Source organism: Citreimonas salinaria (assembly GCF_900107235.1).
GTDB lineage: Bacteria > Pseudomonadota > Alphaproteobacteria > Rhodobacterales > Rhodobacteraceae > Citreimonas > Citreimonas salinaria.
The window spans coordinates 158,907-175,488 of sequence record NZ_FNPF01000001.1 but is presented as its reverse complement, the minus strand read 5'-3'; the positions used below and the strand labels follow the sequence as shown (position 1 = coordinate 175,488).

The following is a 16,582-nucleotide window of genomic DNA, read 5'->3' as shown; positions in this document are numbered from 1 at the left end:
GGCTATAGCTCCGCGGACGGGGACGCGCTGGGGGATGGCATGCAGGTCACGGTACTGGGCACGGGGCTGATGGGGGCGCCGATGGCGCGGGCGCTTGAGCGCGCGGGCCACGACGTGCGGGTGTGGAACCGCACCCGGACCAAGGCCGAGGCGTTGGAGCTGTCCGCGACGGTGTGCGCGGACCCGGCAGTGGCCGTGCGCGGCGCCGGGTTCGTGATCTCGATGCTGTCCGACGGCCGCGCGACCGGGGCCGTGCTGGCCGACGAGACGCTGCGCACCACGCTGCAGCCCGGCCAGACCTGGATCGAGATGGCCTCGGCCCGGCCCGAAGAGGCGCGGCAGCAGGCGCGCGACCTTGCGGCGCTGGGCGTCGCGCACCTGGACGCGCCGGTTTCGGGCGGGACCGCGGGGGCCGAGGCGGGCGCGCTGGCGATCATGGCGGGCGGCGAGGCCGAGACATTTGCCGCTGCCCGACCGGTGCTTCTGGCGCTCGGGCGCCCGGTGCATGTCGGACCCAGCGGGGCGGGTATGCTCGCGAAGCTCGCCAACCAGGCGATCGTCGGCATCACAATCGGCGCTGTGGCCGAGGCGACGCTGCTGCTGGAACGCGGCGGCGCCGATCCGGCGGCGGTGCGCGACGCGCTGAAGGGCGGCTTCGCCGACAGCACGATCCTGCAGATGCACGGCGCGCGGATGACCGACCGAGCGTTCCAGCCGGGCGCGCTGTGCGTTACTCAGCTGAAAGACATGGAGAACGCGTTGTCCGAAGCTGAAGCGCTGGGCCTGACGCTGCCGATGGCGCAGGCGATCAGTGATCGCTACGCCCGCCTGATCCAGGCCCGCGACGAGGCGGCGGGCCTTGACCACGCGGCGCTGTTCCTGGACCTGCTGGACGTGCAGGACACGCGTTAAGGCTTCGAACGGGCGAAAAGCGAAAGGGCCGGCGCAGGGCCGGCCCTTCAATGGTTTGCGTCCCGGTGCGTGCTCAGTCGATGATCGCGTTCAGCGTGGGCGACGGACGCATTACCGCTGCAGTCTTCTCGGGATCGGGGTGGAAGTAGCCGCCCAGATCGACCTTGGTGCCCTGCGCCTCGATCATCTCGGAGACGATCTTCTCCTCGTTCTCGGCGAGGGACTTGGCCAGCGGCGCGAACTCGGCGGCCAGATCCGCGTCTTCGGTCTGCGCGGCCAGCGCCTCGGCCCAGTAGCGGCCGAACCAGTAGTGGCTGTGGCGGTTGTCCGGCTGGCCGGGCTTGCGCTGCGGCGAGCGGTCGTTGTCCAGCACACCCTGCGTCGCCTTCTCGGCGGCGAGGCCCAGCAGGCGGGCCTTTTCGTTGTTCTTCTGGTCGGCCATGAACTTCAGGCTTTCTGCCAGCGCGCAGAACTCGCCCAGCGAGTCCCAGCGCAGGTGGTTTGTCGCGACAAGGTCCTGCACGTGCTTGGGCGCGGTACCGCCGGCGCCGGTCTCGAACAGCCCGCCGCCGTTCATCAGCTTGACGATCGACAGCATCTTGGCCGAGGTGCCCAATTCCAGGATCGGGAACAGGTCGGTCAGGTAGTCGCGCAGCACGTTGCCGGTGATCGCGATCGAGTTCTCGCCCTTGCGGATCGTCTCGAGCGTCTGGCGCGTGGCCTTTTCCGGCGACATGATCTTGAAGCGATCCGTCACGCCCTCGCGCTCGAGGATGGGCTTCACGAACTTGATCAGCTCGGCGTCGTGGGCGCGGTCCTCGTCCAGCCAGAAGATCGCCTCGCAGCCCTCGGCCTTCTGGCGTTCGATCGCCAGCTTCACCCAGTCCTCGATCGGGGCGCGGCGCGCGCTGGCCGCGCGCCAGATGTCGCCGGCCTCGACCTTGTGCTCGTGCAGCAGGTCGCCGTTGGCGGCGTACATCTTCACGGTGCCGTCCTTCGGGATCTCGAACGTCGTCGGATGGCTGCCGTATTCCTCGGCCTTCTGGGCCATCAGGCCGATGTTCTGAACCGCCCCGGCGGTGGCCGGGTCGAGAGCGCCGGTTTCCTTGAAGTACTTGATCGTCTCGTCATAGACGCCGGCATAGCTGCTGTCCGGGATCACGCAGTTGGTGTCGTGCTTGGCGTCGTCGGGGCCCCAGCCCTTGCCGCCGGCGCGGATCAGCGCGGGCATCGAGGCGTCGATGATGACGTCCGACGGCACGTGCAGGTTGGTGATGCCCTTCGAGCTGTCGACCATGTACATCGGCGGGCGCTCAGCCATGCAGGCGTCGATGTCGGCGATGATCTGCGGCTCGTCCTTGACCTTGTTCAGCAGCGTGCCGAGGCCCGAGTTCGGGTTCACGCCCAGCTCGGCCAGCTTCTCGCCGTGCTCCTCGAACACCGGCTTGAGGTAGGCGCGGACCGCGTGGCCGAAGATGATCGGGTCGCTGACCTTCATCATCGTTGCCTTCATGTGCAGCGAGAACAGCACGCCCTCGTTCTTCGATGCCTCGATCTCGCGCTCGAGGAACGCATCAAGTGCCTTGGCGGACATGAAGGTCGCGTCGACCACGGTGCCGGCGGGCAGGTCGACGCCCTCCTTCAGTACGGTCTCGGTGCCGTCGGGCGCGACGTGCACGATCTTCGCCTTGCCCGCCTGGGCGTCGGACAGGGTGGTCGACACCTCGTTCGACCGGAAATCGTTGCGGCCCATCGTTGCGACGCGGGTCTTGCTGTCGCTTTCCCACTTGCCCATCGAATGCGGGTTCGCCTGGGCGAACTTCTTGACCGCGTCGGCGGCGCGGCGGTCCGAGTTGCCCTCGCGCAGGACAGGGTTCACGGCCGAGCCCTTGATCGCGTCATAGCGCTTCTGGATGTCGCGCTCTTCGTCGGTGGCGGGCTTGTAGGGATAGTCGGGCAGGTCGTAGCCTTGGCCCTGAAGCTCTTTGATCGCGGCGTCGAGCTGCGGCGCCGAGGCCGAGATGTTGGGCAACTTGATGACGTTGGCGTCGGGCTTCTTCACCAGCTGGCCCAGCGCGGCCAGGTCGTCGTCCTGGCGCTGCGCCTCGGTCAGGCGCTCGGGGAAGGCGGCAATGATGCGCCCTGCGAGGCTGATGTCGCGGGTGTCGACGCTGACGCCGGCGGCGCGTGCGAAGCGCTGGATGATCGGCAGGAACGACGCCGAGGCAAGCTCGGGCGCCTCGTCGACCTTGGTGTAGATGATGTCTGGCATTTGGGAATCGGACATGAGGCAAGCCTTTCTTCGATTGCCCCCGCCATAGGCCAAAGCGACGGCCGCGTAAACAGCATACAGCGGTATACATTGCCGCAGATGCGCTTTCCGTCGCGGCGGTGCCTGCTGCCGCCAGTCGCGGCCGGACGGGACGGGTCAGGGCGGAAACGCAGGCGCACAGCACCCGTTCCCCCGGTGCCTTCGGCGACGACGCCCGCTGGTGAAAAACGCCTAGCGCTTGCGCGTGTTGACCAACTCCACGCTGTCGCGCAGCATGATCGTTCCACCCGTGTAGTCGCGCCCGATCGACGGCGTGCGCTGCGCGAGTCGCCAGCCCTCCCCCTCGATCTCCGGCACTTTCAGTAACAGCGGCTCGATCTCGTCCGTTGCCTTGCACGCCATGTGCGTCACGGTGAAGATCTGCTCTTCTGGGCCGTGGCGCAGCGCCGTGAATAGGGGCCGCCCGCCTATGGGCTGCGCGTACGGCCGGGTTCTGGTGGTCGAGGTTCTGGCCGTACATGTTTGGCCCGGCGAAGAAGCGGCTGTTGAGCGCGTCCAGCACCTGGTTGCCGGAATGGCCGAACACCACGTCCAGCACCAGCTTCTCGGGTTGGCTGGCGGTGCCGGGGCGGCTGGGGAAGTTGTGCAGCGGGCCGGCCAGATCGACCAGCTCGTCCGGGCGGCGCCGATCACGGGGACGTCGGCGTGCTCGAATCGCACGCTCTATTGCGCGCGCATCAGGTCCAGCGAGTCGAGCGGCGACAGGATTTCGATGAAGATGTCGCCCGAGGGCACCAGCGCGTCCAGAAGCTCGGTCGTCCAGAAGCCGAACAGGGCGTGGTCGCCCTCGACCCGTCCGTCCGGCCGCCGGGCGATCAGGCTGCGCGTGTCGAAATAGGTCGCGGCGGTGGTCGACGCCTCTCGGGCCATGCTTGCCTCGGCCTGGGCCGCGTTCTCGGCGAAGGCGATGCGGTCGGTAGGCGGCATGCTTCCTCCTTCCCTATCGGTCGTGGGCGCGCATGATCGCCGCCGCACGGGCAAGCCGGGGATCGGTCTTCAGGTCGTGCGGGGCCAGCGGCAGGCGCTGGCGCCAGTTCGGATATTCGTCCACCGTGCCGGGCAGGTTGGGCTGGACCTCGATCCCCAGCACGCATTCGATCTGCACCAGCGCCAGCGCGCTGCGCGTCGCGGCCAGCGCGTGGTGCATCGCGTCGGGGCTGTCAGGCGGCGTGTCCGGGGGGCGGTGCGCCTCCGTCATGGCGTCGAAGCCCGCAACTTCATCCTGGCGCCGGGCCAGTTCGCCGCGGGCGAAATCCTCGCTGATATGGCCGAGGTCGCGCCTTGCCTCGATCTCGCACCCCTTGCGCCAGCCGGCCCAGGTGGGCAGGTCGTGGGTCGAGAAGCTGGCGATCGCTGTGCGGTCGAAGTCTTCGGGGCGGGTGAAGGTGGTGTCGTTCTCGCGCTCGAACAGCTGCAGGCGGCAGCCCAGGATTCCGCTCGCATCGAGCGCGCCGCGCAGGCCGGGCGGGATGTTGCCAAGGTCCTCGCCCACGATGAAGGCGCCGGCGCGGGCGGCTTCCAGCCGGACCACCGCCAGCATCGCGGCGCGGGGCATCTGCACATAGGCGCCGGGCGCGTCGCCTTCGGGCACCCAGAAGGCCCTGTCGAAGCCCAGGATGTGGTCGATCCGCAACGCGCCGGAAAGCTGCAGCTGCGTGCGCAAGGTCTCGGCCAGCGGGGCGAAGCCCTTAGCCACCAGCGCGCGCGGGTTGAAGGGGGCAAGGCCCCAGCTTTGGCCGTCGGCCGAGAACGCGTCGGGCGGGGCGCCCAGCGAGACCCCGTAGCCGAAGCTGTCGCGGTCCTCCCACGTCTCGGCTCCGGCGGGGTGGGTACCCACGGCGAGGTCGAGGTACAGGCCGTGCGACATGCCGGCGGCGCGCATCGCCTCGTTCGCCTGCTGCAGGCCCTCATGCGCGCGCCATTGCGCCCAAGCGTGAAAGGTCACCTCGTCGGCCAAATCTCGTGCGGCGGCGCGGGTTTCGGCGCTCTCGGCGTCGCGTAGCGCCTCGGGCCAGTCGGTCCAGTATGCGCCGTGCAGGTCCGACAGTGCCTGGTGCAGGGCGAAACGCTCCAGCGCGCCACCCTCGGCGCTTCGGAAAGCGTCGAAGTCCGTAGCGCCGCCGGCCGCGCGGAAGGCGTCGAAGGCACGTCGCAGGGCGGCGCGGCGGGCGGGAATCTCGGTCGCGTAGTCTACCAGCGGGCCCGAGGGCGCCGGCGTATCCTCCACCGAAACGTGGAACACGCTCAACCGACGGCGATGAGAAGGCGTGTAGGGGCTGAAGTTCGTGGGATCGGCGAGGAAACCCGCGTGGATCGGGTTGAGGCCCAAGAACCCTGCCCCGTGTGCGGCCAGCCCCTCGCCCGCCACGCGCAGGTCGTCGTAGTCTGCCAATCCGCCGGTTTCGGGCGGGCGCAGGGCGTGCAGCGGCAGCATCAGGCCCCAGTCGCGTTCGGGGTCGGGCAGGCGCGGGGGGGCCGCGATCAGCGTGCAATCCTGCCCGCCGCTGTGCAGCCGGTGCAGTCCCAGCGGCACCTTGGGAAGCGCGGCATCGCCCTGACCTTCGGCGGTGCTGCCGTCCTCGAATGTCAGGTGCCACTCGGCGTCATCGGGCAGGCCCGGCTTCGGCGTACGGTCGGGCGTGACGACGATCCATTCCGGCACGACGCGCGCGGCCTGTTCGTCGCGTAGCGCCTGCAGGTGCCCGGCCGCGTCCGCGTCTGTCTGCGTGGGCAGACCCATCGCCGCCAGCAGCGCGCGCATCGTCGCACGCCCCGTGCGTCGGCGGCGCCCGGTCTGGTCGGTGTAGGAGGGGACGATGCCGGCTTCCTTCGCCAGCGCGGCCAGGGGATCAGTCATCATGCGGCTCCAATACGCAAACGGTGACGGAGGGGCCGGCGACCTCGACATGCGCGGCCGTCGGCTTGTCGCCGAACCAGCCGGCATGCGTGTCGATGCGCTTGTGCCAGCGTAGCCGGTCGAACGGTCCCGGAACCATGGCGCGCACGGTTGCGTCGCCGGCATTGAACACTAGGAACAGCGCCTCCTCGCGCTCGGCATAGGCGGGGGTGCCGCTGGCCATGCGCAGTTCGGCGCACAGGACGGTGCGGCTCGCGTCGTCCCAGTCCTCCTGCGCCATCGGGCGGCCGTCCTCGTGCCACCAGAACAGGTCGATCAGGCCATCGGGTTCGCGTTCCTCCGAATGCAGGAAACGCTTCTGCCGCAGGATCGGGTGCGCCTTGCGGAAGGCGATCAGCTTCTGCGTGAAGTCGAGAAACGCGTCGTCGGCGTTGTCCCAGTCGATCCAGCCGACCGCGTTGTCCTGGCAGTAGGCGTTGTTGTTGCCGTGCTGCGAATTGCCGATCTCGTCGCCGGCAAGGATCATCGGCGTTCCCTGGCTCAGCAGCAGCGTCGCCATCATGTTGCGCCGCCGCAGCGCCCGTGCCTCGGCCAGCGCGGCCGAGGTCGCCCGACCCTCGACGCCCATGTTGTCGCTGAAATTCTCGCCGTGGCCGTCGCGGTTGCCCTCGCCGTTGGCGTGGTTGTGCTTCTTCGCGTAGGATACGAGGTCCATCAGCGTGAACCCGTCATGCGCCGTCAGCAGGTTGACCGAGGCGGTGGCGGGGCGGCCGGAATGGTCGAATTGCGGGGCCGAACCGGTCAGCCGCGTGGCCAGTGCCGGCACGCATCCCAGGTCGATGCGCCAAAAGCGGCGCACGTCGTCGCGGAAGCGGTCGTTCCATTCGCGGAATGGCGGTGGGAAGGCGCCCAGTTGATAGCCGCCGGGGCCGATATCCCACGGCTCGGCGATCAGCTTGGTGCGGCTCAGCACCGGGTCCTGGCGGATCGCGTCGAAAAAGGCAGCACCCCGGTCGTACCCGTCGTCGGTGCGTCCCAGAGTCGAGCAGAGGTCGAAGCGGAAGCCGTCCACGTGCATGACCTCGACCCAGTAGCGCAGGCTGTCGAGGATCATCCGCAGCACCATCGGGTGGTCGACGTTGACTGTGTTGCCGGTGCCGGTGTCGTTGACGTAGCCGCGCCGGTCGGGTGTCAGGCGGTAGTATGACAGGTTGTCGAGGCCGCGGAACGACAGCGTCGGCCCCGTCTCGTCGCCTTCGCCGGTGTGGTTATAGACGACGTCGAGGATGACCTCGATCCCGGCGGCGTGCAGGCGGGCGACCATGTACTGGAACTCTGCGATCCGGCCGGCATGCAGGTAGCGCGGCTCGGGCGCGAAGAAGCCGATCGTCTGGTAACCCCAGTAGTTGGTAAGCCCTTTCTCGACCAGGAACCGGTCGTTGAGGAAGGCCTGCACCGGCAGCAGCTCGATCGCGGTGATCCCGAGATCGGTCAGGTAATCCAGCATCCGGTCCGAGCCGAGGCCGAGGAACGTGCCCGGGTGGTCGATGTCGGGAAAACGCTTGGTCAGGCCCTTGACGTGCGCCTCGTAGATGATCGTGTCAGCGTCGCGGGTGCGCGGATGGCGATCGCCGCCCCAGGAAAAGGCCGGGTCCTCGATCACGCAGCGCGGCATGAAAGGCGCGCTGTCGCGCCGGTCGAAGGACAGGTCGGCGTGGCGATCGCCCACGGAATAGCCCATCAGCGCGTCGTGCCAGCGCGGGTGGCCGGTCAGCCGCTTGGCGTAGGGGTCCAGCAGCAGCTTGTGGTAGTTGAACCGGTGGCCGGAATAGGGTGCGTAAGGGCCGTCGGCGCGCAAACCGTATTGCTGCCCCGGCCGCAGGCCCGAGACGTAGCCGTGCCAGACGTTGCCGTCGCGCTCGGGCAGGTCGAGCTGGTGCGTCTCGGTCTTGCCGTCGTCCGAGAACAGGCAGACCGTCACGCGCGAGGCGTGTTCGGAGAAGACCGAGAAGTTAACGCCTTCGCCGTCGAAGGTGGCGCCCATCGGGTCGGCACGCCCCTCGGCCATGCTGAGTCGTCGGATCATTGCGCGGCGACCATGTCGGCATAAAGATCGGCATAGGCGCGGGCAGACCGCTCCCAGCCCACGGGCTGTGCCATCGCGTTGCGGCGCATCTGGTCCCAGATCCGCGTGTCGGCGTAAAGCGCGCACAGATCGAGGATCGCGAGGTTGAGCGTCTGCGCGCCCACCGGATGGAACTGGATGCCCGTCGCGGCATTCGCCGCCAGCGCGGCCGGGTTCGCCGGAATGACCGTGTCGGCCAGCCCGCCGGTCAGCGCCACCACCGGGATCGTGCCGTAGCGCAGCGCGTAAAGCTGCGTCAGGCCGCAGGGCTCGAACCGCGAGGGCACCAGAATCGCGTCGGCGCCGGCCATCATCCGGTGCGACAGCGCCTCGTCATAGCCGATACGGACGGCGACGGCGGGGTTCTCGGCCGCGGCGCGCTGCCACGCGCTTTCCAGCGCCGTATCGCCGCTACCCAGCACCGCCAGCTGGCCACCGCATCCGATCAGCGTGGACAGCGAATTCAGCAGAAGGTCCAGCCCCTTCTGCTGGGTCATGCGCGAAACCACGATGCACAACGGGCCATCCGATTCCGGCAGGCCGAACTCGGCCCGCAGCGCGACCTTGTTGGCGCTCTTCCCGGCGGGGTCCGAATAGGGCTCGACCAGAGCCAAGTCGTTCTTGGGGTCCCATGTGTCCGTGTCGATCCCGTTGAGGATACCGCACAGCCGGTCGGCGCGGACGCGGATCACGCCGTCCAGCCCGGCGCCAAACTCGGGCCGCGTCAGCTCGCGCGCGTAGGTGGGCGAGACCGTGGTGATCCGGTCCGAGAAGACCAGCCCAGCCTTCAGCGGGTTGATCTGGCCCCAGAACTCGATCCCCTCCGGGTTGAAGTCGGCCCGGTCCAGCCGCAGCCCGTCCAGCCGGTCGGCCGGCGCGCTGCCGTGAAAGGCGACGTTGTGAACCGTGATGACCGATGGCACCTCGACCCGGAACGCCCGCCGCAGGTACAGCGGCGCGAGGCCGGCCTGCCAGTCATGTCCGTGCAGGACATCGGCTCTCCAGCCGCCCGCCCCCTGCGCTACCAAGCGGGCGCCCATCCACGACAGCGCGGCGAAGCGCTCGGGATTGTCGGACCAGTCTCGCCCGTCCGCGTCCAGATAGGGCGAGCCGTTGCGTCGGAACAGATGTGGCGCGTCGAGCACGTAAAGCCCGACGCCCTTGGCCTGAGTGAAGAAGACCCGCCCCCGGCCGCCGAACAGGTCGTCCTCTTCGGCGATGGTCTGGCCGTCTCCAACGATTTCGAGCACCGCGTCGTAGCCGGGCAGCAGCACGCGCATCTCGACGCCGTGCCGCGCCAGCGCGTCGGGCAGCGCGCCCACCACGTCGGCCAGCCCGCCCGTCTTGATGAAGGGGACGCATTCGGACGCAACCGAGAGGACCTTCATCGAAGCTTGCTCTCGCGCATGTCCAGCATGGCCTGTGTGATCAGCGTCACGCCATTGTCGCTGACGCGGAACCACTTGGCGTCCTCGACCGGGTCCTCGCCCACGACAAGGCCTTCGGGGATCTCGACGCCGCTGTCGATCACCACCTTCTTCAGTCGTGCGTGCCGCGCGATGCGGGCGTAGGGTAGCACCACCGCCTGTTCCAGCGAAGCGTAGGAGTTGGTGTGCACCTGCGTGAACAGCAGAGACTGGCGGATCTCCGTGCCCGAGATGATGCAGCCGCCCGAGACCAGCGAACTGACGGCGGTGCCGCGGCGCTTTTCCTCGTCGTGGATGAACTTTGCGGGCGGCGCCACTTCGGAATAGGTCCAGATCGGCCAGTTCTTGTCCCACAGGTCCAGATCCGGATCGAAGTCGGTCAGGTCGATATTGGCCTTCCAGAAGGCGTCGACCGTGCCCACGTCGCGCCAGTAGGCGGGCGCGTCGGGCGTGTGGCGCACGCAGCTGTCCTCGAAACGGTGCGCCTTGGCGATGCCTTTCGAAACGATCTGCGGGATGATGTCCTTGCCGAAATCGTGGCTGGAATTGCTGTCATCGGCGTCACGGATCAGCAGGTCGCGCAGCAGGTTCCAGTTGAACACGTAGATGCCCATCGACGCCAACGCGATGCTGGGGTCGTCCGGCGTGCCCGGCGGGTCGGCAGGCTTTTCCAGAAAGCTGGTGATCGTGTCGTTCGCGTCCACGGCCATGACGCCGAAGGCCGTTGCCTCCATCCGCGGGACGGTCAGGCATCCCACGGTGACGTCCGCGCCGCTTTCGGCGTGCTGGGCGATCATCTTGCCGTAATCCATCTTGTAGATGTGGTCGCCGGCCAGGATCAGCACGTATTTCACGTCGTAGCTGTCGACGATGTCGATGTTCTGCGTCACCGCGTCGGCGGTGCCGAGATACCATTGATGCTCGTCCACACGCTGCGAGGCGGGTAGGATGTCGAGGTACTCGTTGCGCTCGGCCCGGAAGAAGTTCCAGCCGCGCTGGCAGTGCCGGATCAGGCTGTGCGCCTTGTACTGCGTGGCGACCGACATCTTGCGGATGCCCGAGTTCAGCGCGTTCGACAGCGCGAAATCGATGATGCGGGACTTGCCGCCGAAATGGACCGCCGGCTTGGCGCGGCGGTCGGTCAGCTCCTTCAGCCGGCTGCCGCGGCCGCCGGCCAGAACGAAGGCCATGCTGTCGCGCGCGAGGCTCGATGGGGTTTCAACCAATGGACGTCTCCTCCCAGATGCGACCGGCTCGGACGGCGCCGATCCGGACTGTTCGCGCACGAGAAAGACCACCGACAGGGGTGGCAGGTAGATTCCGGTACTGGCGGGTTGGCCGTGGCTTGGGCGGTCGACGGCCGTCACGCCCCCCATGTTGCCGCGTCCCCGGCCGCCATAGATCTCCGCATCCGTGTTGAGCGCCTCGTGCGAGCGCCCAGCCAATGGCCAACAAACGGTGTACGCGCTGCGTTCCACCGGGGTGAAGTTGCAGGTCGCCACAATGTCCGGACCGGCCCCGGCGCTGCGCCTGATCCAGGCAAGGACCGAGCGCGCCGCGTCGTCGGCCTCGATCCACTGGAACCCGTCGGGGCTGGTAACCAGCGCGTGCATCGACGGCTGCGCGCGATAGAGCGCGTGCAGGTCCCGCACCAGCCGCTGCACGCCCGCGTCTTCGGGGTTGTCCAGCAGGTGCCGGTCGAGCCCGGTCGCCTGGTCCAACTCGGCCGCTTGGGCAAACTCTTGGCCCATGAACAGCAGCTTCTTGTCCGGATGTCCTCCACATGTAGCCGTAATACGAGCGCAGGTTGGCGAATTCTTCCTCCCGCGGGCCGGGCATGCGCGTCAGCATCGAGCCCTTGCCGTGCACCACCTCGTCATGGCTGATCGGCAGGATGAAGTTTTCGGTGAACGCGTAGGACAGGCCGAAGGACATCTGGTCGTGGTGGTGCTGGCGGTACACGGGCTCCGTGCCCATGTAGACCAGCGTGTCGTTCATCCAGCCCATGTTCCACATGTAGCCAAAGCCAAGCCCGCCCTGGTCGACCGGTGCCTCGCCCATCACCGCGCCGTGGGCGTAGGCGTGGTTACAGCTCGCCCCGTCGGTGCCGGTCGAGTGCAGGCGGTAACGGTCGTCGGGCACGGCCCCGGGTACTAGGCCGTCATGGCCGTCGACCGGTGCAAGCGGATGTGCGGTGCCGTCGATCACCGCGTCCAGCGTAGCGGCATCCGCCGCGAACTCGGGGACCATGCGGCTTTCGCCGCGCCGGTGCGGACCCAGCACGGCGAAGGGATCGTCATGAGCGCCTTTCATCAGCCGCGCCAGGACCTCGGGCGGGGCGCTTGCTTCGGGCTCGACGGTCCGGGGGCGCGGGTCCTTTACCATGTTCCAAGCCTAAGCGTTCCTGTGGGCCTTTCAACCGCCAGCGACTAGGAGCGGCCCTATACGAGCGTTTCGGCCTCCCAGACGTCGCGCAAGTAGCCGCGGATCGTGCGATCGGACGAGAACCATCCCGACCGGGCGGTGTTCAGTGCCGCCATGCGCATCCACTGATCCTGGTCGCGGAACGCGGCATCCACCGCGCGCTGGGCGCGCCAGTAATCGGTGAAGTCCGACGAGACGAGGAAGTAGTCGGCTCCGGCGATGTTGTTGGCGATGTGAGCGTAGCGGCCGGGCTCGGTCGGGCTGAACGTGCCGTTGCGCACCGCGTCGATGGCGCGCGCCAATCGGGGATCGGTCGCGATCGCCTGTGCCGCGTGGCCGTCGATGCGGCGGCGTGCCTCGACCTCTTCGGCGGTCATGCCGAACAGGAAGAAGTTCTCCGGGCCGACATGCTCTCGGATCTCGACATTGGCGCCGTCCAGCGTGCCGATGGTCAGCGCGCCGTTCAGCGCGAACTTCATGTTGCCGGTGCCCGACGCCTCCTTGCCGGCGGTCGAGATCTGTTCGGACAGGTCCGCCGCCGGGATCAGCCGCTCGGCCAAGCTGACGTTGTAGTTCGGCAGGAAGATCACCTTGAGGTACTTGTTCGTCACCGGGTCGTCGTTGATCACGCGCGACGCGTCGTTGATCAGCCGGATGATGTCCTTGGCGAAGAAATAGCCGGGAGCTGCCTTGCCGGCGAAGATCTTGATCCGCGGAGTCCAGCCGGCATCCGGGTTGTCGCGGATCTCCTGCCACAGCGCGATCGCCTCGAGGATGTTCAGGTGCTGGCGCTTGTATTCGTGCAGGCGCTTGATCTGCACGTCGAACATCGCGGCCGGGTCGACCTGTACGCCGTGCTCGGCCGCCATCCAGGCGGCCAGCTCGGCCTTGTTGGCGCGCTTAATCGCGGTGAACGAGCGTAGCCATTCCGGGTCGGAGATGTTGGGCTCCAGCTCGGTCAGGCGCTCGAGGTCGGAGAGCCAGCCGTCGCCGATCGTGGCGGTGATCAGTTCCGCCAGCGACGGGTTGCACGACAACATCCAGCGGCGCGGCGTGACGCCGTTGGTCTGGTTGACGATGCGGTCGGGGTGCAGGCGGTCGAGTTCCTTGAACACGGTCGTCTTCATCAGACCGGTGTGCAGCGCCGAGACACCGTTGACGCGGTGCGCCATGACGAAGGAGAGCTCGCCCATCTTGACGGTGCCGGGTTCGCGGATCGTGACCTTGCGGTCGGGATGCGCCTTGGCGTGCGCATCGTCGATCCGGTCGATGATCTGCAGGTGGCGCGGCAGCAGCCGGTGGAAGATGTCCTCGGACCACCGCTCCAGCGCCTCGGGCAGCAGGGTGTGGTTGGTGTAGCCCAGCACGCCGCGCGCGAGGTCAATCGCCTGGTCGAAGGGCAGGCCCTTCTCGTCGTGCAGGATGCGCACCAGCTCGGGTCCGGCGATGGCCGGGTGCGTGTCGTTGAGCTGGACGGCGACCTTCTTCGGCAACAACGCGATGTCGTCGTGTTCGCTGTCGAACCGGCGCATGATGTCGTGCAACGACGCCGCGGTGAAGAAATATTCCTGTTTGAGGCGAAGCACCTTGCCGGCCTCGGTGGTGTCGTCGGGATAGAGCACGCGGGAAATGGTGCGCGCCTGAGCCTCGGGCGCGGTGGCGCCGATGTAATCGCCGGCGTTGAAGCTGTCGAGATCGAACGACTCGTTTGCAGGCTTCGCCGACCACAGCCGCAGGGTGTTGGCCCAGCGGCCCTGCCAGCCGACCACCGGCGTGTCGTAGGCGGCGGCGACCACCGCCTCGTCGGGGGTCCAGACGCTGCGGCCGTCGCGGACCGCGACGCTGCCGCCGAAGCCCAGCCGGTACTTGGCCTCGGCGCGCTCGAACTCCCACGCATGGGGTTGTTGCAGCCAGGTCTCGGGCGTCTCGACCTGGCGGCCGTACTCGAATTTCTGCTCGAACAGGCCGTGTTCGTAGCGGATGCCATAGCCCAGCGCCGGCACGCCCAGTGTCGAGAGGGACTCAAGGAAACAGGCGGCAAGGCGCCCGAGCCCGCCATTGCCCAGCGCGGCATCGGGTTCGTCGGCGATCACCGCGGCCGGGTCCTGCTCCAGCGCGGTCAGCGCCTCGTTCGCGGCGTCGAGCATGCGCAGGTTGACCAGCCCGTCCTCGAGCAGGCGGCCGATCAGGAATTCCATCGACAGGTAATAGACGCGCTTGGCCTTCGCCTCGTAGCTCTTGCGGGTCGAGGCAAACCAGCGGTCGGTGATCTGGTCGCGCACCGCGTGCGACAGCGCCATGCGCCAGTCTTGACGGGTGGCGTGTGCGGCATCCTTGCCCATCGAATAGGTCAGATGATGCAGGATGGCCTCGCGCATTGCGCGCGCGTCGGCGGGGGTCGATTTCAGCATGAAGGACCTGACAAGTGTTTTCCCGATGTGTCTGGAGGTGTCTATCGATTGCGAAACAGGATGCAACTCTAACCACGGCACCGGGCGACCTGCAGCGCCCGCGGCCGAAGCAAGGCGGCTGGTTGCCTGATTACAGAGCAGTCATGGTCAACGCCGTGTAAATAACCGATGCGCGTGACGCTTCGTCATGGCCGGACGCGCGCTGGGATGCCCGTGCGATCAGCGCGGTGCCTTCCGGGATCATGTGCGCGCATGCCGGGACGCGCTTGACCTCGAGGTCGAAGAGCGACCGCGCGATGCTGACGAAATCTGTCGCGTAGCGCGGGATGCGAAAGTCCACGTCGTCGCAGGCCAGCAAGCTGTCGATGATCTCGCGCCGCCAGGGCAGCACATTGAAGGCGTCGGCGCTCGGGAACGGCGTGTGGTGGAAGAACGAGATGCGCAGGTCGGGGCGCAGCTTGCGCAGGTAGCCGGCACCAGCCACAGTTTGTAGTCGTAAACCCAGACCAGCGCATCCTGCGCAGCCTCGGCGAATTCTCAGTTCACCTGGCGGACGTTCGGCCAGTCCAATGGGTCATGGTTGTAGCGTTCCTTGAGCGAGTGGATGTTCGGCCAGAACGCATCTTTCGAGGTGATGTCATAGAACTCGCGGACTTGGCCGGCCGGAAGCGGCAGGCGGGAGACCGGATGCTTGCCCGTGGTGTCCTCGATCTCGACCAACTTCCACGCTACGCAGGCGCCGTGGTCGACCGAGCCGAAGAAGCTTTTCAGCGTGGGAACGATGCCGTTCGGCCTCTTGTTCTCGCGGAGCACCGTGTGACCGTCCTCGACGACTTCCTCGTAGGTTGGCGGTGGTAGACGATCACGAGTTCGGACGACGTCGCGTTTCCTTTCGGACCGGCGCGCGGCTGACCGCGCGCCAGTTGCGACAAGCTGCGCCTCAGGCCGCGCACTTGTTGAAGTAGTTGTTGCGCAGCGTCGCCTCGGCGATGCCGCCCACGCCTTCTTCCTTGGCCACGTGAACGGTATCCAACTTCTCGACCGCTTCCAGAAGCGCGGGCTCGGCCCCGGCGACGACGACCGAGGGCAGGCCCATGGTCAGCATCGAATGGTCGTTCATCGTGTCGCCGGCCACCAGCACGCGGTCGTTCTTGACGCCCAGATGGGCCAGAAGGCGCAGCAGCGACGGGCCTTTCGAAACGCCCTTAGGCAGCACGTCGAAGAACTTGTTGTCCGAGATAAGCGCGTCCAGGCCCATGTCCTCAATGATGTCGACGGCGCGGCGGTCGAACTTGTCGGGGTCCATGTCATAGCTGACGCGTTGGCGGAACGCGGTGCCCTGCAGGCGCAGGCCGGGGATCGAACGCAGCGCCGCCTGAACGCGGGCCGAGCTGTCGTCCCACTTCTCGACGATCTCGGCCTCGAGTTCGGCGATGGGGTTCAGGATGTGCCGGTCGTCCGAGAAGGCGATCGTCGTGCCGACGTCGCCGACCACATAATCCGGTTTCGGCACGCCCTTGCGGCGCGACAGTTCGGACACGAAGCCCGGGTCGCGCCCGGTCACGAAGATCAAGCCGACGGCGTGCCGGTTCGCGTTGATCCAGTCGTAGTACTTGCGGCGCGCCTCGTCGGTGCCGCCAAGGAAGGTGCCATCCAGAGCGGTGGCCAGCACCAGCGGTTTTTCGGAAATGTCGACGGTCTTGTGTTTCATGAGATCCTCTCAGCCAGTTGCGTCACGGCCGTGTCGGAGGCCGGGTGATCGAAGGCCAGGTCCATCACCCGCGGCTCGGCCTCGAGCGGCCTTGCCGGAGGGCGGCGAAGCTTTGGCCGAAGCCCGCCCCGTCGTGCAGAACCGCTCTCACGGTCTCGCAGATGGGCTGCATGACGCCCAGTCGCCGCGACAGGTCGGTCACGGACTGGGCGTTTGCGCTCGCCCTCGACGACCACGGGACGGCCACCGAAACAGCTTCACGCGCCAGCCCGCGGCCAAGCTGCAGCCCGAGCGACATGTTGCGCGCCGATTCGCTTGAGCATGTCAGCGACAGGTCGCTCACGCCCGACACGCCCGACAGCGTCTCCGCCCGCCAAGCGCCT

General features: G+C 67.6%; 13 protein-coding genes and 3 pseudogenes. 1 reads left to right on the top strand and 15 read right to left on the bottom strand.

Annotation, left to right across the window (positions count from 1 at the left end):
- Positions 1 to 39 precede the first annotated feature (39 nt).
- Complete coding sequence (locus tag BLW27_RS00820; RefSeq protein WP_089877777.1) at positions 40 to 912, top strand: NAD(P)-dependent oxidoreductase; 873 nt, start codon at positions 40 to 42, stop codon at positions 910 to 912.
- 73 nt (positions 913 to 985) lie between these two features.
- On the opposite strand, the gene BLW27_RS00815 is transcribed toward BLW27_RS00820, so the two are convergent.
- The 15 genes and pseudogenes from BLW27_RS00815 to BLW27_RS21600 all read right to left on the bottom strand — a co-directional run bounded on the left by BLW27_RS00815 (position 986) and on the right by BLW27_RS21600 (position 16,542).
- Positions 986 to 3,199: an NADP-dependent isocitrate dehydrogenase gene (locus tag BLW27_RS00815; RefSeq protein WP_089877774.1), complete on the bottom strand. Its 2,214-nt coding sequence runs from the start codon at positions 3,197 to 3,199 to the stop codon at positions 986 to 988.
- A gap of 216 nt (positions 3,200 to 3,415) precedes the next feature.
- Entirely contained in the window at positions 3,416 to 3,595 is a 180-nt protein-coding gene (locus BLW27_RS21095) for a hypothetical protein (protein ID WP_218141078.1), read from the bottom strand.
- 76 nt (positions 3,596 to 3,671) lie between these two features.
- A pseudogene (gene gghA / locus BLW27_RS21885) lies at positions 3,672 to 3,899 on the bottom strand (glucosylglycerol hydrolase); the annotation flags it as partial.
- A gap of 8 nt (positions 3,900 to 3,907) precedes the next feature.
- Complete coding sequence (locus BLW27_RS00805; protein ID WP_089877772.1) at positions 3,908 to 4,171, bottom strand: hypothetical protein; 264 nt, start codon at positions 4,169 to 4,171, stop codon at positions 3,908 to 3,910.
- Positions 4,172 to 4,184: 13 nt separating this feature from the next.
- Positions 4,185 to 6,101, bottom strand: coding sequence for a 4-alpha-glucanotransferase (gene malQ, locus BLW27_RS00800; protein ID WP_089878681.1), 1,917 nt, complete (start codon positions 6,099 to 6,101; stop codon positions 4,185 to 4,187).
- Positions 6,094 to 8,187 carry a glycogen debranching protein GlgX gene (glgX, locus tag BLW27_RS00795; protein WP_245710726.1) on the bottom strand — a complete coding sequence of 698 codons (2,094 nt, stop codon included), beginning with the start codon at positions 8,185 to 8,187 and terminating at the stop codon, positions 6,094 to 6,096. The genes malQ and glgX overlap by 8 nt, the downstream gene beginning before the upstream one ends.
- The gene (glgA, locus tag BLW27_RS00790; RefSeq protein ID WP_089877766.1) at positions 8,184 to 9,614 is read right to left on the bottom strand and encodes a glycogen synthase GlgA; all 1,431 of its coding nucleotides are present in this window, start codon (positions 9,612 to 9,614) and stop codon (positions 8,184 to 8,186) included. Before glgA ends, glgX begins: the two co-directional genes overlap by 4 nt.
- Entirely contained in the window at positions 9,611 to 10,843 is a 1,233-nt protein-coding gene (gene glgC / locus BLW27_RS21405) for a glucose-1-phosphate adenylyltransferase (protein ID WP_245710748.1), read from the bottom strand. Before glgC ends, glgA begins: the two co-directional genes overlap by 4 nt.
- 150 nt (positions 10,844 to 10,993) lie before the next feature.
- Positions 10,994 to 11,266: pseudogene (locus BLW27_RS21605) on the bottom strand (alpha amylase C-terminal domain-containing protein); the annotation flags it as partial.
- A 499-nt stretch (positions 11,267 to 11,765) separates the two neighbouring features.
- Positions 11,766 to 12,038: pseudogene (locus BLW27_RS22050) on the bottom strand (GlgB N-terminal domain-containing protein); the annotation flags it as partial.
- A gap of 56 nt (positions 12,039 to 12,094) precedes the next feature.
- Entirely contained in the window at positions 12,095 to 14,488 is a 2,394-nt protein-coding gene (locus tag BLW27_RS00780) for a glycogen/starch/alpha-glucan phosphorylase (RefSeq protein WP_089877763.1), read from the bottom strand.
- Between the two features lie 130 nt (positions 14,489 to 14,618).
- Complete coding sequence (locus BLW27_RS21990; protein ID WP_342708027.1) at positions 14,619 to 14,972, bottom strand: trehalose-6-phosphate synthase; 354 nt, start codon at positions 14,970 to 14,972, stop codon at positions 14,619 to 14,621.
- A 53-nt stretch (positions 14,973 to 15,025) separates the two neighbouring features.
- A complete protein-coding gene (locus tag BLW27_RS21985; RefSeq protein WP_342708026.1) occupies positions 15,026 to 15,301 on the bottom strand; it encodes a hypothetical protein in 276 nt (91 codons plus the stop codon).
- A 127-nt stretch (positions 15,302 to 15,428) separates the two neighbouring features.
- A complete protein-coding gene (locus BLW27_RS00770; RefSeq protein WP_089877760.1) occupies positions 15,429 to 16,199 on the bottom strand; it encodes an HAD-IIB family hydrolase in 771 nt (256 codons plus the stop codon).
- A 64-nt stretch (positions 16,200 to 16,263) separates the two neighbouring features.
- Positions 16,264 to 16,542 carry an NAD(P)H-dependent glycerol-3-phosphate dehydrogenase gene (locus tag BLW27_RS21600; RefSeq protein ID WP_281242691.1) on the bottom strand — a complete coding sequence of 93 codons (279 nt, stop codon included), beginning with the start codon at positions 16,540 to 16,542 and terminating at the stop codon, positions 16,264 to 16,266.
- Positions 16,543 to 16,582: the final 40 nt, after the last annotated feature.